Annotated in this window: 14 protein-coding genes; 12 read left to right on the top strand and 2 right to left on the bottom strand. The window is 51.0% G+C overall.

Annotation, left to right across the window (positions count from 1 at the left end; all coding sequences use genetic code 11):
• Nucleotides 1–1,872, bottom strand: coding sequence for an anaerobic carbon-monoxide dehydrogenase catalytic subunit (gene cooS / locus DCCM_RS14845; RefSeq protein ID WP_104373175.1), 1,872 nt, complete (start codon nucleotides 1,870–1,872; stop codon nucleotides 1–3).
• A 103-nt stretch (nucleotides 1,873–1,975) separates the two neighbouring features.
• Nucleotides 1,976–2,389 carry an RrF2 family transcriptional regulator gene (locus tag DCCM_RS14840; protein WP_104373174.1) on the bottom strand — a complete coding sequence of 138 codons (414 nt, stop codon included), beginning with the start codon at nucleotides 2,387–2,389 and terminating at the stop codon, nucleotides 1,976–1,978.
• A gap of 258 nt (nucleotides 2,390–2,647) precedes the next feature.
• Here DCCM_RS14840 and DCCM_RS14835 point away from each other — a divergent pair, with 258 nt between their 5' ends.
• The 12 genes from DCCM_RS14835 to DCCM_RS14780 all read left to right on the top strand — a co-directional run bounded on the left by DCCM_RS14835 (nucleotide 2,648) and on the right by DCCM_RS14780 (nucleotide 19,728).
• Nucleotides 2,648–3,556 (top strand): PLP-dependent cysteine synthase family protein, encoded by a 909-nt coding sequence (locus tag DCCM_RS14835; RefSeq protein ID WP_104373173.1) that lies wholly within the window; start codon nucleotides 2,648–2,650, stop codon nucleotides 3,554–3,556.
• Between the two features lie 228 nt (nucleotides 3,557–3,784).
• Entirely contained in the window at nucleotides 3,785–4,741 is a 957-nt protein-coding gene (locus DCCM_RS19545; protein WP_104373172.1) for a methyl-accepting chemotaxis protein, read from the top strand.
• A gap of 358 nt (nucleotides 4,742–5,099) precedes the next feature.
• Nucleotides 5,100–7,028: a sigma 54-interacting transcriptional regulator gene (locus tag DCCM_RS14825; protein WP_104373171.1), complete on the top strand. Its 1,929-nt coding sequence runs from the start codon at nucleotides 5,100–5,102 to the stop codon at nucleotides 7,026–7,028.
• A 277-nt stretch (nucleotides 7,029–7,305) separates the two neighbouring features.
• Nucleotides 7,306–8,352, top strand: coding sequence for a TAXI family TRAP transporter solute-binding subunit (locus DCCM_RS14820; RefSeq protein WP_104373170.1), 1,047 nt, complete (start codon nucleotides 7,306–7,308; stop codon nucleotides 8,350–8,352).
• Between the two features lie 186 nt (nucleotides 8,353–8,538).
• On the top strand, nucleotides 8,539–10,449 hold the full coding sequence (locus DCCM_RS14815; protein ID WP_165792185.1) for a TRAP transporter permease: 1,911 nt from the start codon (nucleotides 8,539–8,541) through the stop codon (nucleotides 10,447–10,449).
• Between the two features lie 526 nt (nucleotides 10,450–10,975).
• On the top strand, nucleotides 10,976–12,814 hold the full coding sequence (locus tag DCCM_RS14810) for an acyl-CoA dehydrogenase (protein ID WP_104373168.1): 1,839 nt from the start codon (nucleotides 10,976–10,978) through the stop codon (nucleotides 12,812–12,814).
• A gap of 128 nt (nucleotides 12,815–12,942) precedes the next feature.
• Entirely contained in the window at nucleotides 12,943–14,289 is a 1,347-nt protein-coding gene (locus tag DCCM_RS14805; RefSeq protein ID WP_104373167.1) for an acetyl-CoA hydrolase/transferase family protein, read from the top strand.
• 57 nt (nucleotides 14,290–14,346) lie between these two features.
• Entirely contained in the window at nucleotides 14,347–15,216 is an 870-nt protein-coding gene (locus tag DCCM_RS14800) for a 3-hydroxyacyl-CoA dehydrogenase family protein (RefSeq protein WP_104373166.1), read from the top strand.
• Nucleotides 15,217–15,286: 70 nt separating this feature from the next.
• Nucleotides 15,287–16,471 carry a thiolase family protein gene (locus DCCM_RS14795; protein WP_104373165.1) on the top strand — a complete coding sequence of 395 codons (1,185 nt, stop codon included), beginning with the start codon at nucleotides 15,287–15,289 and terminating at the stop codon, nucleotides 16,469–16,471.
• Between the two features lie 26 nt (nucleotides 16,472–16,497).
• A complete protein-coding gene (locus tag DCCM_RS14790; RefSeq protein ID WP_104373164.1) occupies nucleotides 16,498–17,277 on the top strand; it encodes an enoyl-CoA hydratase-related protein in 780 nt (259 codons plus the stop codon).
• Between the two features lie 90 nt (nucleotides 17,278–17,367).
• Nucleotides 17,368–18,522 (top strand): acyl-CoA dehydrogenase family protein, encoded by a 1,155-nt coding sequence (locus tag DCCM_RS14785; RefSeq protein WP_104373163.1) that lies wholly within the window; start codon nucleotides 17,368–17,370, stop codon nucleotides 18,520–18,522.
• Nucleotides 18,523–18,549: 27 nt separating this feature from the next.
• A complete protein-coding gene (locus DCCM_RS14780) occupies nucleotides 18,550–19,728 on the top strand; it encodes a thiolase domain-containing protein (RefSeq protein WP_104373162.1) in 1,179 nt (392 codons plus the stop codon).
• The last annotated feature ends 31 nt before the right edge of the window (nucleotides 19,729–19,759 follow it).

The following is a 19,759-nucleotide window of genomic DNA, read 5'->3' as shown; positions in this document are numbered from 1 at the left end:
TTACAGGCCGAGGCCCGCTCTCTTGTCCAGGATCACCGCTTCCAGCCGGTCAACCGTGGAGTTTATGTCGCCATCCACAATAACCCGCCCGCCGGTGATATTCTCCAGCCCTTTGGTCAGGATTCCGGTTACCAGCTCGCTGCCGGTAATGAATGGAGGAATGGCCAGGTGCAGGGTGAGACCCAGGGCCAGGCCGAAGGCGCCGTCGGCCAGCGCCTGCTCCTCCAGCCACTGGGGGGCGGATATTATCAAGGGCAGTTTCGGCAGGTCCACGCCCAGTTCCGCGGCTATATCCGCAGCCGTTTCCTCCAGGCGGCCAATGGCCAGACAGGGGCCGAAATTTAAAACCGGCGGGATGCCCAGGCTCAGGCAGACCTTTTTCAGGCTTTCTCCGGCCAATTCCGCCGCCGCCGGGGACATGAGCCCCACATTTTCCAGCGCCCCGCTGGTGCAGCCCGCCGAAAGCACGATGATGTCGCGTTTAATAAGCTCCCTGGTCATGCCTACGGTAAATATGTCGTGTCCTCCGGCGGTAAGGTTGGAGCAGCCCACCACCGCGGCTATTCCCTTGATGCTGCCGGCGGCGATGAGGTCGATGAGGGGCTTGTAACTGCCGCCCAGGAAGTTTTTCAGTGTTTTTTCGCTCAGGCCGGTGAGCACGTCGTCGTAACCGTGGGAGGGGACATTGACCGTTACGTTTTTCCTCCGGGCAGCAAAACTGTCCGCCGCCCCGCGCATTATTTTCCCGGCTATAGCCCGGGTTTCCCTAATATCAAAGGGCAGCAGCTCGGCGTTTTGCTTTTTGGCCACGTCATCCAGGCAAATCTGCGGCACCAGCATTTGCCGGCAGACAGTTTCCATACCCGGTAAAGTGCAGTTGAACTCGGATACCACCAGGTCGATGGCCCCGGTGGCCACCAAGGCCTCGGTGGTGAAGTTGTTTCCGGTTTGGCCTGCGAACACCTCCGGGCAGTGCGCCGCTCTAAGCTGCATATCCTGGCCCACGCAGGTGGAGCCGATAATCCTGAAGCCGGCGGCTCCGGCCGCCCTGGCCATATCCGCCGCTTCCGGGGACAGCAGGGCGTCCTGTAAAATGCCTGCCAGGGACTGCTGGTGACCTGTTATCATAATGTTTACATAATCCGGATCCACCACGCCGAAGCCGGCCCTGGCCGTCCTTATTTGGGGCTCCCCCCAGATGATGTCGTTAATCTTGTTGGTCATGGCCAGACCGTACAGACCGGTGGCGATTCCCAGACGCAGTGAGTGGAGCAGCATATCCACGGGGTCGCTGGACAGGTTGGTGCTGGTTTTGACCAGGGCGTCAAAGACCTCGGATTTAGCTCCCCCGGGAAGCAGCCCCCCCTGCCTCCACAATTCAAAGCGCGGGCCGTAGGCCAGTTTTTGCACCAGCCGCATCTTGTCATTTCTGGGGAGGTACAGGTCCGCCAGCACCCTTTCAGCCAGGTTTACAGCCTTTTCATTGCGGTCCCTGCCGCCTGTTTCCAGACTATCCGCCAGTTCATTCAGCAGGCCGGTTCCCTTCAGGGGCAGCTGGGAGTTGCCCCGGCCGATTTCCCTCAAATTAACGGCGGCGTTTTCCACTATATGAAGGTAGCAGGCCGCCCCCGCCGCCACCGCCCGCAGGAAATTCCTGGCCACCATGGTGTCCGGGGAGGCGCCGCAAACGCCCCGGGGAGATTTGGGGGTTATCCGGCAGGGGCCGTTGGAGCAGAGCCGGCAACACACCCCCTGCATTCCAAAGCCGCACTTCACGGCCTGGGGGGGAACCCTGTTAAAGGATGTTTCCACGCCGCTTCTTGCTGCCAGGAAATCGTTCAATACCTGGTCGGCGGAAATACATACTCTCATAATTTAACTCCTCCTTTTAATGTATACTTAAATGGTATACAATTAGTTAAAAAATAATGTATACCTAATTAGTACACTATAATACTTTGTTTAAGGGTGAAATTCATTTCACCCTCTCTTTAAGCATTTGGAAATTATAGCGGCTTAAGTGCTCTTTCATGCCCTGCTGGAGTTCATACAAGGCCTGGTGAACCGGGCAGTGCGCGCTGAAAAATTTGTTGCACTCATCGGGGGAGTGCAGGCAGCGGTTGACGGCGATGGGTCCTTCAATCGCCTCCACCACATCCAGCATGGTTATTTCCGACGGCGGCCTTGCCAGTGAATATCCGCCGTTAATCCCCCGGTAGGACTGGACTATGCCGGCCTGGGTCAGCTGCCGGAGTATTTTCAAAAGGAAGCGCATGGGTACGCGCTCCTCCTCGGATATTAACTTTGCTTCCACCACCTGTCCGTAGGGCAGTCCCGAAAGGTAAAGGACCGACCGCATGGCGTAATCCGTTGCCTGGTTTAGTCTCATATAAGTACCTTTGGCCTTGTTTTAATGTTTACTAATATAGTATAGTTTATGTAATTATAATATTTATATTCACCCCGGCTGTCAAGTGCCTGTATAAATTTTTACGTTATAATAATATCGGTGCCGTTAAATTATCACCATGCCCCTTCTTTGGCAATTAAAAATATGAAATAGGCGGTATATGTCCCGGCCGGCAGGAAGTAGCCGCCGGGACAACGAATAATGTTTTGATTTAAACGTGATAGTGGAGGCGACAAAATGGACGTATTATCCGCCATAGGAAACACACCGCTGGTGGAACTTAAATCGCTGAGCCCCAAGCCCGGGGTTAAAATTTTCGGGAAGCTGGAAGGCGGCAGCCCGGGAGGCTCCATCAAGGACCGGCCCGCCTATTACATGATTAAAAAGGCCGAGGAGTCGGGCGAGCTTACCAGGGACAGGATAATCATTGAGCCGACCTCGGGAAACACCGGGATTGCTCTGGCAATGATCGGGGCGGCCAGAGGATACAGGGTTATGCTGGTGGTGCCCGGCTGCGTCAGCATGGAGAGGAGCCGCATTCTTGAGGCCTACGGAGCGGAAGTGATAATTACCCCCGCTGAGGAGGGCACCGACGGCTCCATCAGGAAAGCGCACCATATTGTGAACAGCGATCCCGGGAGATATTACATGCCCAACCAGTTTAGCAACGAAAACAATATATTGTCCCACTACGAGACCACGGGGCCGGAAATTTTTGCCCAGACAGAGGGAATGGTGGATGTGCTGGTGGCCGGGCTTGGAACCACCGGAACCATTATGGGCACCGGCAAATATCTTAAAGAGAAGAAGCCCGGGATCAGGGTTGTGGCCGTGGAGCCCGTAAAAGGCCACGCCATACAGGGGCTGAAGAACATGGAGGAGGCAATAGTTCCTCAAATATACCGCCCGGAGCTTCTGGACGAAAAAATTACCGTGGAAGACGAGGAGGCCTTCGAGATGGCCAGGATGCTGGCGACCAGGGAGGGCATTTTCGTGGGCATGTCCAGCGGGGCGGCGGTGGCAGGGGCGCTGCGGGTAGCCGGCGGCATGGAGTCCGGCAATATCGTGGCCATACTGCCGGACCGTGGCGACAGATATCTGAGCACCACTTTGTTCAGGTCCATCTGCGCCAAATGTTCGCCCTGATTTTTATCGTTTTTTATACCCCGTGTTGTTTGGAGTAGGTCAAAGCCGGGAAGCAAAAATGCTTACCCGGCTTTTCTAGTTTCAAAATTAATTATTCGCTGTTTAGTTCTGAAACCTGTACCGGGTCCAGGCCGGTTAAAACAAAGAATTTTAAGAAGGCATTTAATTTGCATATTAAATTATTGTAAATTATAAAAATTTTCAGCTTATATAACGGGGGAAAATAATATGTTAAACGTTGTCTCGAAGATGCTGAAAAATGAACCAAAAAATATCCCCATGGATGATGATGCTATAATTTCCGAAACCGGCCTGGCGGCGCAGGATGCTCCGGTTACGGAGTTCCAGGAAAATGAGGAGCAGTCCCTGCTTGACCAACTGGTCAAATTTGCCCCCTATTTTTTTGATTTGTACGGTTCCACCGTAAGCAGGGCCATTACCGATACCGAAAAATTTATCTTTGTGATACCCAGCGCCGTATCCAAACTGGGGGTTAAGCCCGGCGACCCTGTCAAGCCGGGGAGTTCCACCGATAAGGCCATGAAAACCGCTCAAAGGGTTGTTGTGCTGGTGCCTTCTTCCATTTACGGGCAACCTTATATAGCCACGGCAATTCCCATAAAGAATTCCTCCGGAGCTGTTATCGGCTCCATGGTTACCATCAGCCTGGCCGTAAAACAGGAGAAATTTTCAAAGATGTCGTCCGAGCTTAACGAAGCCGTTGAGATCATATCCGGAAATACCGCCAATATCGTGGCGGCGTCACAGCAACTGGCGGCTGAGGCGGGCCAGCTGGCCAGGAATTCCGGTGTTATATGCCAGGAGGCCAAAAATATGGATGGGGTTTTAGAGTTGATAGAGGAAATAACCCGGCAGACTCACCTGCTGGGGCTGAATGCCGCCATAGAGGCGGCCCGGGCCGGCGATATGGGCAAAGGATTCAATGTGGTTGCGGAAGAAATTCGAAAATTGGCCTCCAGAACCTCCGGTTCTTTAAATGAAATAAAGCTGAAGTTAAGCAGTATTCAGGAGAAAACCAGCCTGCTGGAGAAAAATTCCGAAGAGATATTGGCCGTGTCGGAGGAGCAGGTTTCCTCCATTGAGGAGATTGACGGCAGCCTGAGAAGTATACAGGAAACCACCGGAATATTGAATGAAGAGGCGAAGGATTATGAATTAAGTTAATGTAAGGGGATATTATACTGTTTTGGCAACAGTTTACTTCAAACTGTATCCGGGGCAAAACTGCCCGGCGAGGTTTGTGAAAGCTATAACAGGGGGTTCCCCTGCTTTTGACATTAACATGAGTCTTTAAGTTCTTAACCGATCAGGTAAATAATGTGAATATAATGGCCGGGAAGGTGTAAAAGACCGGCTTCTTTGATAAAGGATTTCTTAAAAGAGAAAAATTAGAGTTAAAAAATATGGCGAAAAATCTGGTTAAAATGGTACACTTAAAAGAAATTTCAAAAAAATAAAAATTTATAAATTTTTTATGAAAAATGTTCCATAATCACAATTTTCATTAAGGGGGCACAAAGGTATGGATGATGTGAAAATTGGAGTGGTTTCAACTTATCCCGAGCTTTCCGGATTAATACAAAAGCTTGCCCGGGAGATGGGATTGGATTTGGAAATCCGGGAAGGCATATTGGAGAAAGGGGTTACGTATGCCTACCAGTTTGAGCGCCAGGGCGCGGATATTGTAATAAGCCGGGGGGTTACCGGAAGAAAAATAAAAAAAGCCATTTCCCTGCCGGTGGTATTGATAGAGATTACTTCCTTTGACATCCTTCAGGCCCTTAATACCGCTAAAAGCATGGGCCGGAGAATAGCTTTTCTGGGGCACCGCACCCAGGATTTCAGTCCGGAATTCGATACCATTACCGGCATACTGGGTATAGATGTGGAGTGTTACCCCTATGGCAATATATACGAAATGGAAGAGCAGGCCGGAAAAATGTTGGGCTCCAATGCGGATGTTATTGTGAGCACGGGTCTATGCATATATGAAATGGCGAAAAAGTCCGGAATCAACGCTGTTCTTGTGCAGTCCGGCTATGATGCCATATACGGTTCCATAAAACAGGCCTTGGAAATGGTTCAGGGTGTGCGCCGGGATCAGGAACGTTCCCAGAGGTTTAAGTCGGTGCTTGAATTAACCAATGACGGTATTTTAATACTTGATGAAAGAAAGCGCGTATCTTTTATGAATCCTTCCGCGGAAAAGCTTTTGGACGCGGATGCCGGCAGAATATTGGGACACTGTGTGGACGAGCTCCGGGAATCATCCTTTTTGGGCCCATTGTTCAGCAACGGCAATCAAATGAATGAAGTGGTTAAAGAAGTGGGTAAAAAGCAATTCCTGGTTAACAGTATGCCAATCAATATTAAAAACAAAGAAAAAGGCCTGGTGATAAATTTTCAAAGCGCCGACAGGATCCAGATATTGGAGCAAAATATCCGCCGCCAGTTATTTAAAAAGGGGCTGGTTGCAAAACATACATTTGATGATTTTGTCGGAGCCAGCCGCCAGCTTGTGGAAACCATCGGGAGGGCAAAGAAATTTGCCGCCGCCACCGCCACGGTGCTGATATACGGTGAAACCGGCACGGGAAAAGAATTGTTTGCCCAGAGCATACATAATGAAAGTGAAAGATGCAAAGGGCCTTTTGTGGCTGTAAACTGCGCGGCGCTGCCGGAGAACCTGCTGGAAAGCGAACTGTTCGGTTATGAAGAGGGAGCGTTTACCGGCGCCAAAAAAGGCGGTAAAAGCGGGTTATTTGAAATGGCTCACGGTGGGACCATTTTTTTAGATGAAATTGGGGAAATGACCTTACCGGTTCAAGCCCGCCTGCTGCGCATATTGCAGGAAAGGGAGATTATGAGACTGGGCAGCGACAGGGTTATCCCGGTGGATGTGAGAATAATTGCAGCCACTAATTTTGATCTCATACAGGCGCTAAAACAGGGTAAATTCCGTGATGATTTGTATCACCGTCTGGAAGTGCTGAATCTGGATATTCCTCCCCTGCGGGAGAGAAAAGAAGATATCGTTTTGCTGGCCAATTATTTTATAAACCAGTTCAGTGTGGAGGAAAGAAAGGAAGTGCCCGGTTTAACCAAGGCGGCATTGGAGAAATTAATAAAATATGATTGGCCGGGCAATATAAGGGAGCTGCAAAATATCTTCCAAAAATACGTTCTTTTGATTGAGAAAAATCAAACCCCTGAAGATTTAATAAATAGATTGATTAATGAAAAAATAAGGAAATCATTTAGTGTCACAACCAGTGATGAAAATACCATAACTTTGAAAATAGGCAAGCTGGAGGATATGGAAAGGGAAATTATCGATTATCTGCTGACCACCGGGGTCAGTATTAAAGAAATATCGAAAATGTTGGGTACCAGCAGGACCACATTGTGGCGGAAGGTTAAGGACAATGATGAAACGGCAATGTTTCGATAGGTAACCCCGGGGGTTACAAAATGAAAGATGTTTATGCATATAATTTTTATCGGCATTAAATTTTCTGAGTGTTTTCAATAATATATATTTTTAAAAAGAATGGCATGTTATTTGCTCTTTATTAAATTAGCCATTATCAATATTAGGATTATCTTTAGTTTTGCAAGGGGGTGTTCATGTTTTAGCATAAAAAATGGGTTTTAGTGGGATAGAAGGTGGATGTGTTAAAGTTTTATTTTTTAATTAGGCAATGTATATCGGAGAGTGAGGTATAAGAATGAATAAGAAGATTATGGCGTTGGTTCTGGCAGCTCTTTTGGCTTTAGTGAGCTTGGCCGGGTGCGGCAGCCAGGGCAATGAAGAGAAAGAAACAGGCGCTGCGCCTACCCAGCTTCAGAACATTAAATTCCTGTCCGGTCCCACCGGGACAACCTGGTACTCCCAGGCTTCGGCTTTTTCCGGGATTGCCGCCAAAGAAGGCATTACTGTTGATGTATTGTCGGGTTCCGCTGTAAGCAATGTAATTCAAATTGAAAATGGAAGCGCGGATATGGGATTAACCTTTTCTTCGTACATGCCGGCCATGGTGGAAGGTAAAGTGGTGGCTAAAGTAGGAGATAAGGAATATTTTAAAGAGCCGGTTAAAAATGTCCGGACTCTCTGCAATACCACCACCGCGGGCTATGCCCTGCTGGTCAGCGCGGAGTCGCCTTATAAAACAATAGCTGATCTAAAGGACAAGCCAATCAAATATGTAACTTATCCGGTTGGTTTTACGGCAAGGTACGTTCCCGAGAAAATGCTGGAGGCTGCCGGCATAACCTATGATAGTATTCAAAAAGCCGGCGGAAAAGTTGATTTCGTGGGCAAGTACCAGGAGGCCTGCGACATTCTGGCCAAGGGGCAGGCTGACGTTATAGCCTATACCATGGCGGTGAATGCCCAATCCGCTGCCCTGGCCGAACTGGAATCCCAGAGGGAATTCAGAATACTGGCCATCGGTGATGATGTTATAAACAAGGTTACCTCCGAACTTCCCCTGGTGGTGGCAACAATCCCCAAGGGCATGCACAAAAGTGTTACGGAAGATACCAAGGTGCTGGCCGACATTACCACCTGGGTGGTTAAAGCCGATATGCCCGACGAAACCGTTGCCAAAATATTGGATTCCATGTTAAAGAATATGGATTCCATGGCTCAGGTGGGCAACAGTGAATTCAACGGTTTTACCGCCAAGGAATTGATCAGGCTGTATGGCAGCGGCTCGCAGCTTCCGCTTCACCCGGCAGCCGAGAAATATTTTAAAGAAAAGGGCGCAATCTAAATAAGCTTTCGAGCTAAACGCATGTTTTTTGTTGTTTGGCCTCCTGCCCGGTTTTTCTTTGCGCAGTATAAGCATACATACTTTACCCGCCGGGCAGGAGGTCTTTTAGTTTCCTTTAAGCCGGAATATTAACCCGGTTGCAGGATTTTTATGAGAGTCAGCCTTGAAAGGGGAGGGTTGTTGCAAGTGAGTAGAAATCTGGAAGGCAAGGCCGGAAAAATAATAGATTTTTTTGGGGCGGCATTATCACTGTTCGTACTGCAAATAGTTGTTCTGGGACCTGTAATGGGGTATTCATTATCCCTGGCTATTTTTCTGTTTTTCGCCTTGCCCCTTACATTTATTATATATCCCGGCGGCAAAAGCCGGTTTATGACCGGGATAAATATATTTGACGTGGCACTGGCAATATTGTCCGCCGCATCAATAGGCTATCTGATAATCAATTCCGATTATTTACTGACCAGGGTTGAATATATAACTCCCCTTACCACGGTGGAGTATGTTGCAGGTGTTGTCGCCATTATCACTGTGCTGGAGGCCACCCGCAGGGCCATCGGTATGCCCATGGCGCTTATCGCGCTGTTGCTGTTCGCCTATGTAACCTTTGGCAAGGTTCTGCCCCCGCCCTTCGGTCATGCTGGTTTTACATTCGACTGGGTAATTGACACCATGTACCTTACCTCAAAGGGAATATTCAGCAGTCCCCTCTGGATTGTAATCACCCTGGCGTTTCCCTTTATATTCTACGGGGTGATACTGGAGCAGATGGGAGTTTTAAGGTCATTTCTGGATTTTGCCAACAGGCTGTTTGGGAAATCCCCAGGCGCGCCGGCCAAAACCTCCATTGTTGCCGGTACCATGGTGGGCATGGCCAGCGGGATGCCCATGTCCACCACTTACCTCATAGGGTATCCCACCATTCCTGAAATGGTGAAAGTGGGTTATCCTCCCCGCACAGCCGGGGCAATAGCGGCGGTGGTGGGAACGGCGGCCCAGTTGATGCCCCCCATGCTGGGTGTGGCGGCTTTTATCGTGGCCCAGTATATGGGTGTTCCCTACATTAAGGTTTGCCAGTACACATTGCTGCCGGCGCTGCTATTCTATGCCGTGTTTTTCCTGACCATTCAGCTGGAGACAAAAAGGCTGGGCATAAAGGCTATGCCGATTCCCACCGTATCTTATAAAGATATAATGATTAACGGGTTCTATATATTTTTAATTACAATGGCTGTTTTGCTATACTTCCTGGTTAAATTCTATCCCGTTGGACTGGCCGCGTTTTATGCCTGTGTGGTTGCGTTAATACTGGGCTTTATAAGGAAAAACGATCGGTTGAATATAAAATCTTTATACGTTATTTTGGCAAAGACGGGAAGAACCTCGGTATATATCGCCATGGCCTGCGCAGCGGCCGGGATTATAACCGGGTTCCTGGTGGAAACCGGCCTGAACCTGAAATTCGCCAATATGGTTATAGCCTTTGGACAGTCCAGCTTGCTCCTGGCTCTGGTCCTGTCCGCCCTAGCCATTTTGATTATGAGTATGGGAATGCCTTCCATACCGGCCTATATCACCGGTATCGCCATATTTGGCCCGGCGCTTATCAAACTTGGCGTTATTCCTGAAGTGGCGCACATTTTCTGCTTTTATTACGCCACATTGTATTCAATTACACCGCCCGTGGCCTTCGCCTCCTATGCCGGAGCCCAGATAGCCGGCGAGGATCCCATGAAGACGGGGCTGGTGGCCTGCAGGCTGGGCATAATGACATACATAATACCTTTTATTTTTGCCTACGCCCCCGCTTACCTGCTGATACCACAATACCTGAATTTATATGAACTATTTAGATTTATTGTGTTTGTTATTCCGGGATTGGTAATTTTCGCCGCGGGCATCAGCGGTTACCTGACCAGGTCCCTGGGAACTCTGGACAGATGGATGGCCCTGGCCTCGGGCTTATGCCTGCTGCTTCCCTTCGGCGTGCTGGACTATATAGGATTTGCGCTGATGTTGATTGTATTAATGAGAAACGGCGTATTCTCGGAGATTAAAAATAGGTTGAACCGTGGCCGGGATGCGGCGGCGAAATAAAAAATGGACAATATATGATTTCTTAAGGGACCATCACAAGATGATGGTCCTTTTTGCGTGCCGTGGCGGATATTTATCTCGAAACAGCCTGTAAGACCAGGTCAATTCTTTTGGCGCCTCTCCTGCCGCCTGTGCGGTTCAGCATCTGGTTTCGTATTGCGGGATTATAATTCATATGGTTTTATTCAGTAACCGCCGGGTTCCAGAATGCAACCTGTTTTGGAACCAGCCCAAAATGATTTGATTTTTTCTATCTTGGGGTGAGCAGTATTTGTTAGTGTTTTCGCACTTTTTTACATATTCATTAAACTTTGATAACAATGGCATATTATTTGCTCTAAAAGCTTAGAGGCATAAAGATTTTACTATTGGGCGGATTAATAAGGAATTGTCGGTAATTCCGTTGGGGGTGATGTCGGGTATAATACGGGATGGATATTGGGATCCATAAAGTGGTTAAAAATTATTTTTAAAATAACACTATTAAAACCGGATTGCATCATTTTAGGGGGGGGAAGTTTAGTAAATGGCGGAATTTGCGTATGATATCAGGGATTTGAAATTTATTTTAAATGAATGGCTTGATATGGAAGAAGTGTTTGGTCTTGATAAATTTAAAGATAATTATGGCATGGATGATGTGGATTTTATATTAAATGAGGTATATAAACTGGCCAAAGAAGTGGTGTCTCCAATAAATAAAGAAGGAGATCATATCGGGGTTAAATTTGACCGGGGCAAAGTTGAAGTTCCCCCGGAATATGTTAAGGCATACCGGTTCCTGCAGGAAAACGGGTGGGGCTCCGCCAACGAGTCCCTGGGCTCGGAAACCATTATGCCCCTGACCCTGTACAGGGCATATAACGAAATGCTTATTGCCGCGTCACCGGCATTGATGTCCTATATAAAACTGACCACCGGGGCTGCCAACCTCATTTACCGGTTCGGCACAGACAGAGACAGGGAAATGTTCGTGGAGAACATGCTAAACGGCAATTGGAGCGGCACCATGTGCCTAACGGAGCCCAATGCCGGTTCCGACGTGGGTGACGCCGCCACCAGGGCTTATCCCACCGGCGACCCGGGGATTTATAAAATTAAGGGCACCAAGATGTTTATCACCGGCGGCGAGGTGGACTTAAGCGAAAATATAATTCACATGGTTTTGGCCCGCCCCGAGGGCGGGGCCCCGGGATCAAAGGGGCTGGGCCTGTATATAGTTCCCAAGGTCTGGGTAAATGAAGACGGCAGCCTTGGCGAGCCCAATGATGTCACCTGCATAGGGGTTGAACACAAGATGGGGCTGAGAGCGTCCGCCACAGCCATGCTGAGTTTTGGCGAAAACGACAATTGCCGGGGCATCCTGGTGGGCAGCCAGCCGGACGGTGAAGGGGCATCCAAGGGGCTGGCCATGATGTTTCACATGATGAACGAATCCCGCATTGGGACCGGCCATAACGCCCTGGCCCAGATGGCGGCGGCTTATTACTACGCCGCCCGGTATGCCTCGGAGCGCATTCAGGGAAGGCCCTTCACCAATCCCAAAGAGGGCCGGGTACCTATTATTAAACACGAAGACGTAAAAAGAATGCTTATCGAAATGAAGGCCCAGGTGGAAGCCATAAGGGCCATGATTTTTAAAGGATTTTATTACCTGGACATAGCCGAGCACGGCGGCGACCGGGAGAAGTCCGCCAGATGCCAGGGACTGGCGGAGATATTAACCCCGCTTATCAAAACCTATTCCAGTGAGACCGCCTGGCAGATGATCGGGCAGGCCATACAGGTATACGGCGGCGTGGGTTACACCGAAGAGTATCCGGTATCCCAGTATGCCCGGGATGTAAAAATACTTTCCATCTGGGAAGGCACGTCGTTTATTCACGCCATGGACCTGGTGGGCCGCAAGATGAGGATGAAAGGCGGGGCGTCTTTTAGCCACTGGCTGGAAGACAGAAGAGAGTTCATTGAAAAGAATAAAAACCGGGAAGGCTTCGGCATCGAAATCAACAACATGGAAAAAGCCTATAACTGCGTGCTGGAAATCAGGGACCTGTACGCCTCATTCTACGGCTCAATGGCGGAAAAAGCCCGGCTGATACCGCTTTATGCCCCCAGGGTGCTTATTTGCTGCGCCCAGCTGTTTGCCGCGGAATCCATCCTGGAGCAGGCGCTGGTGGCCACTGAAAAGATTAATGCAATTGACCCGGGCCATCATGATTATGCGTACTATTCCGGCAAAATAGCCGCCGCCAGATATTTTGTCAATAATATACTGCCCAATGTTTATATGCAGGCGCAAGTAATAAAAAGCGCCGACAAGTCCGCCCTGGAATGCCCGGAGGAAGCATTCCTGGTCAGTTGACCGAGAAATGAAAAAAGGCGCCCCAGGGGAAGCCACCGCGACGGGACAAGCGGGAGCATCGACCACGGCCCTGGCGCGGCGGCCGTTGGGGAATGGATTGGTTGAATAGAATGAAGGGGAGTGGCGGCTTGAGCAGATATGAGCAGGAATACAAAAGTAAGCTGGTTAAGGCGGAGGATGCGGTAAAGGCGGTAAAGTCGGGTGATTGGGTGGCTTACAGCCATTTTGCCATGACACCCCAGGCGTTGGACCAGGCCCTGGCCGGGAGAAAAGACGAATTGACCGGTGTGAAAATAAGAGGGGTATGCTCTATAAATCCTGTGCAGGTGGCCCTGGCGGACCCTGAACAAAAGCATTTTATTTACAACAGTGGATTCTTTAGCGGCCATGACCGCAAATTGCAGGACCAGGGGCTGTCATTTCACATTCCCGGACTGTATGCGGAGTCTCCGGTCAATATCCGGGAAGGGTATGCCTCCACTCCGGATGTGGCCATGATCGTGACGACTCCCATGGATGACAGCGGGTTCTTCAATTTCGGCCTGTCCAATTCCTATGAGAAAGCCCTTTGTGAAAAAGCCAAAACCGTTATTGTGGAAATAAACCGGAAAACCCCCCGCAGCCTGGGGGGGGCGCAGGAAGCCGTGCACATTTCAGAAGTGGATTATATAGTGGAAGGCAACAATGAGCCTTTCGTGGAAATACCCGGACATCCGCCCGCCGGGACGGATAAAAAAATAGCCTCGCTGATAGTGGAGGAAATAGAAGACGGAGCATGCCTTCAGCTGGGTATCGGGGGCATGCCCAACACCATAGGTAAAATGCTGGCGGAATCGGACCTGAAGGATCTGGGGGTACATAGTGAAATGCTGTGCGCGGCCTTTGTGGATTTGTATGAGGCCGGTAAGATTACCGGGGCCAGGAAAAGCATAGACCGTTTCAAAATGGTATTTACCTTTGCCATGGGTAACGCCAGGCTTTATGAATTTATCCACAATAATCCCGCATGCGCCATTTATCCGGTGGATTATACCAATTCACCCGCTGTGATTTCCCGGAATGATAAACAAATTGCCATTAATAATGCCATTGAAATAGATCTGTACGGTCAGGTGTGTTCCGAGTCGGTGGGCACCCGGCAGATTTCCGGGACCGGCGGACAGTTTGACTTTACCTACGGCGCTTTCCGCTCCAGGGGAGGTAAAGCGTTTATCTGCCTGAGCTCAACCAGAAAGGTCAAGGACATAACCGTTTCCAGGATAGTGCCCACCATCACGCCGGGCGGAATTGTGACGCTTCCCCGGACGGTGACCCCATATATAGTAACCGAATACGGAAAGGTCAACTTAAAGGGGAAATCCACCTGGCAGCGGGCAGAAATGCTAATCAGCATTGCCCATCCGGACTTTAGAGAAGATTTAATAAAGCAGGCTGAAAAAATGAAAATATGGACTAAATCCAATAAAATATCGTAATATCCAATCTAAAAACATATTGGCTGGTAAGAGTTCAATATTAAGGAGTGAGCATTGATGGAAAATGTTGAAATTAAAAATATATGTGTGCTTGGAGCGGGAAATATGGGGCATCAAATAGCTCTTTCCGCGGCCCTGGCAGGTTTTAACGTTATATGCACGGATATTAACCAGGAAATTTTACAAAAAGCCGAAAATTTTGTGGATACCTATCTTCCCGAGCGGGTGGCCAAGGGCAAGCTTTCCAAGGATGATGCCGAGGCGGCCCGGGCCAGGGTATCTTTTACCGGTGATTTGACCCGGGCGGCAAAGGACGCCGATCTGGTTATAGAGGCGGTTATTGAAAAGTTGGACCTTAAACGCGATATTTTCGCCCGGCTGGATAAAATTTGCCCTCCCCACGCGATACTGGCCACCAACAGCTCGTATATAGTAAGCTCCAAAATTGCCGATGTCACCAGCCGCCCGGACAAGGTCTGCAATATGCATTTCTTTAACCCGGCCCTGGTAATGAAGCTGGTGGAAGTGGTCAAGGGGCCCCACGTATCCCAGGAGACCGTTGATGCCGTGATGAAAGTGTGCGAGAGGATGGGCAAAATTCCCGTATTGCTGCAAAAAGAGATTTACGGGTTCCTGGTAAACCGTATTGTAGCCGCTATAAAAACGGAAGCCCTTTATATACACGATATGGGGGTCGCTTCTTACCAGGACATTGATACCGCGGTGGTCAACGCCCTGGGTCACCCCATGGGGCCATTCAGACTTTTGGATCTTACCGGAATAGATCTTTCCTATTATATCGGCACCGAGCGCTACCAGGAGACCGGCGATCCCAGGCACAAGCCGTCTCCGATTATTGTGGAGAAATTCGTCAAGAAAGAATGGGGACGTAAAACAGGCAAGGGATTTTATGATTACAGCAAGTGATTGAATGATTGAAAGAAACTTTGACTCCTCTATAAAAAAGAGGCCAACCAAAGGAGGTTGCATTGGGATAATGAGAGAGGTTTATATAGTTGAGGGTGTTCGGACTCCGATAGCAAAATCAGGAAAGAGATCCTGGTTTGCAAATATAAGGGCGGATGATTTGGCTGCCCTGGTAATAAATGAAGTTTTGGAGCGGGCAGGGATAACCGGGAAAAAAAGAGAACAGGTGGACGATGTCATTCTGGGCGGCACTTATTTAATGAAAGAGATGGGTTCCAATATCGGCCGTTATGCCGCCATTATGGCCGGTATGCCGTACCGCACGGCCGGCTGCACCGTGGATCGCCTCTGCGGCGGGGGGTTGCAATCAATCGCTTTTGGCGTTTCATCCATCGCCATGGGCTGGTCTGATTTGATTATAGCCGGCGGGGTGCAGCACATGACTCATCTGCCGATGCTTAGCGGCGTCGACCCCAACCCCGGGCTTGGCCGGTTCTGCGATCCAAATATGGTGAGAATGGGCTATACCGCCGAAATGGTGGCCAGGAAATTTAATATCAGCAGGGAGAAGCAGGATCAAATGGCCGTGGAAAGCCATGCCAAAGCCCATAAGGCAACTGTGGAGGGCTTATTCAGGGATGAAATACTGCCTGTGACAGCGGATGTCCCCACTGAGGACGGAAGCGCCAAAAAAATGCTGGTTGACCGGGACCAGGGGATCAGACCGGGTGCCACCATGGAATCATTATCCCAATTAAAACCGGTATTTATGGAAGATGAAATAGCAACGGTGACTGCCGGCAACTCCAGCCAGACCAACGATGCCGCCGCCGTTGTTTTGATTGCCGGCAAAGAAAAGATTAAGGAGCTTGGTCTGAAGCCCAGGTTGAAATTGGCTGGATACGCGGTAATAGGAGTGGACCCGGCCCTGATGGGCATTGGCCCGGCCTTTGCCATACCCAGGGTGCTGAAACAGGCCGCCATGACCAAGGAGCAGATTGATCTGTGGGAAATTAACGAGGCCTTTGCCTCCCAGGCGGTATATTGCACAGAGGAGCTGGGAATCAGAAACCACCCGCTGCTCAATCCCCGGGGCAGCGGCATTGCCCTGGGGCACCCCCTGGGCTGCACCGGCGCGAGAATTGTTACGACTATAATGCACGAGATGCCGTACTATAACGCCAAATACGCCGTGGAAAGCATGTGCATAGGGCACGGGCAGGGGGCGGCGGCAATTTGGGAATGGGTTGGTTAATTATATTTTAAGTGGGGGAATAATAAATGAATTTTCAAAACCTGCTGCTGGAAAAAGAAGGGCATATAGCGGTGATAACCTTAAACCGGCCGGAGGTGCGCAACGCCCTGGACCCCCTTACCTGGACCGAAATACGGGGGGCCATCCGGGAGTGCCGCTTTGACAATGAGGTGCGGGTGGTGATAATAACCGGGGCCGGGGGCAAAGCCTTCGCCTCCGGGGCGGACATCCGCTCCTTAAATGAGCGGGAAACACTGGCGGTGCTAAAGAGCGAGGCCCAGGAATCCTTAAACGACGTGGAAAACCTGGATAAGCCGGTGATAGCCGCCATAGACGGATTCGCCCTGGGGGGCGGCTGCGAGCTGGCCATGGCCTGCGACATCAGAATAGCCACCGGCCGCTCCAAACTGGGACAGCCCGAAGTGAACCTGGGCATCATACCCGGCGCCGGGGGAACCCAGAGGCTGCAGAGAATAGTGGGCATAGGCAAGGCCAAGGAACTGATCTTCACCGGGGATATAATCAGCGCCGGGGAGGCCAGGGAAATAGGGCTGGTTAACAAAGTGGTGGAACAGCCGGAGGAACTGCTGCCCGCGGCCAAAGAAATGGCCCAAAAAATCATCGCCAAGGGTCCCGTGGCCATAAGCCTGTCCAAGCTGGCCATAAACATAGGGGCCAATACGGACATAAATTCCGGCCTGCTGTTTGAAAAATTCGCCCAGACAATAGCCTTCTCCACCGAAGACCGGATTGAGGGCACCACCGCCTTCCTGGAAAAGCGCAAGGCCGATTTTAAAGGCAAATAAAAATATCAACCCGCTAAAAAAACAGGCTGGTGGCGCCTTAAAAGGAGATTAAAAAGGAGATTAACAAAGAGCTTACAAGGAGATTAACAAATGGACTTTAACATACCCGAAGAAATAAGGGACATGAAAAGAACCATAAGAGACTTTGTGGACAACGAAGTGGACCCCTGCAGCCAGCAAATAGAGGAAGAGGACGAAATTCCGCGGCACCTTATCGACAAGGCCAGGGAAATGGGCCTGTTCGGGATGAGCATACCCGAGGAATACGGCGGCCTGGGAATAGGCATGCTGGACAAATGCCTGCTGCTGGAAGAACTGGGCCGGGCCAACATGAGCTTCACCACCTTAATCGGCGCCCACGGGGGAATAGGCACCACCGGCATAGTGGAAATGGCCGGCGAAGAACTGAAAAAGAAATACCTGCCGGACATGGCCAGCGGCGAAAAGCTGGGAGCCTTCGCCCTCACCGAGCCCGACGCCGGCTCGGACGCCTCGGGCATGAAAACCACCGCCGTGCTGAAGGGCGGCAAATGGATACTAAACGGCATCAAGCACTTTATCACCAACGCCCCGGTGGCCTCGGTATTCACCGTGATAGCCGTCACCGACCGCTCCAAGGGAACCAAGGGGGGCTACACCGCCTTCCTGGTGGAAAAGGACTTCCCCGGCTTCTCCATAGGCACCATAGAAAAGAAAATGGGCTTAAGGGGAACCCACACCTCCGAAGTAATATTCGAAGACTGCGAAGTGCCCGCTGAAAACGTAATAGGGGAAGTGGGCCGGGGCTACGCCGGGGCTTTGAAAATACTGGGCAAGGGGCGGGTGGCCCTGGGCGCCCGCTGCGTGGGAGCCTGCGACAAACTGGTGGAATTATGCGCCAAATACGCCCAGCAAAGGGTGCAATTCGGCAAACCCATAGCAGCCTTCCAGGCCATCCAGTGGATGCTGGCGGAAATGGCCACGGACACCGAGGCGGCCCGGGCGCTGACTTACAGAGTGGCCTGGATGGTGGACCAGGGACTGCCGGTGGTAAAAGAAGGACCCATGGTAAAAATGTTTGCCTCCGAGGCCCTGGCCAGAGTGGCGGACAAGGCCGTACAGGTGTTCGGGGGAATGGGCTACATGAAAGAATTTCCCGTGGAGCGCTTTTACCGGGACGCCAGGATAACCCGGCTGTACGAGGGAACCAACGAAATACAGCGCATGGTAATAGCCGGCAGGCTCTTAAAGGAATACGAAATATAAGCCCGGAGAAGAAAAGAAGGTGAACAAGTGGAAGGCGTGGCAATAATCGGAGCCGGACAAACCCCCTACGGGGACTTTCCCGGCAAGGGAGTAAAGGAACTATTCGCCGAAGCATATTTTGAAATGCTCAAAAGTATAGACAAAGGGACTGAGCCCCAAAGGATACAAACCGCCTACATAGGGAGCCTAAGCGCCGGCAGCGGATTCCAGCTGGGGCAGCTGGCCCCGCTGCTGATGGGGCATGTGGGGCTGCCCCGGGCCACAGCCACCAGGGTGGAAAACGCCTGCGCCTCCGGGGGCTACGCCCTGTACAACGCCGCCATCGCCGTGGCCTCGGGGAAATTCGACCTGGTGCTGGCCGCGGGAGTGGAAAAAATGCGGGACGTATCCTCCAGCAAAGGCCGCTACTGGCTGGGAGTATCCGGGGACACTGAATACGAGCGCCTGGCGGGCTCCACCTTCGCCGGCATCTACGCCCTCATGGCGGCAAGATACATGCACGACTACGGCCTGAAAAGAGAACACCTCTCCATGGTGGCGGTGAAAAACCACCGCAACGCCGTGGCCAACCCCAAGGCCCAGTTTCGCAGGGAAATAACCCTGGAGCAGGCGTTAAAAGGCGCCCCGGTGGCCCACCCCTTCAACGTCTGGGACTGCAGCCCCACCAGCGACGGAGCCGCGGCGGTGCTGTTCTGCAATGCCAAAATAGCAAAGGAATTCACCGACAAACCGGTCTACCTGAAAGGCTTCGGCGCCGCCAGCGACTACCTGGCCATTCATGACCGGGACAGCATCACCAGCCTGGCCGCCACCCGCAAAGCCTCGGCCGAAGCCTACAGCCAGGCCGGCATAAGCCCAAGGGAGATAGACTTCGCGGAAGTGCACGACTGCTTCACCATAGCGGAAATAATGGCCTACGGAGACCTGGGCTTTTGTGAGCCCGGGCAGGGCTTTAAATTGCTGGAGGAAGGAACAACCCTGCCGGAGGGAAAACTGCCGGTAAACGTAAGCGGGGGCTTAAAGGCTAAAGGGCATCCCATCGGGGCCACGGGCTGCGGCCAGGCCTGCGAAATATTTAAACAGCTGCGGGGAGAGGCCCAGGAGCCCGGCCGGCAGATAAAAAACGCCAGATACGCCCTGTCCCACAACGTAGGTGGCTCCGGCGGAACAGCCGCGGTTTTCATCTATCAGAGAGGGGACCAGTGATGAAAAAGAGCGTAATATCCTACGGAGTCTA

This window comes from Desulfocucumis palustris (assembly GCF_002933875.1).
GTDB classification, from domain to species: domain Bacteria; phylum Bacillota; class Desulfotomaculia; order Desulfotomaculales; family Desulfocucumaceae; genus Desulfocucumis; species Desulfocucumis palustris.
Note: the sequence above shows the minus strand (reverse complement) of the source record. Positions and strands in the feature narration are given on the sequence as shown.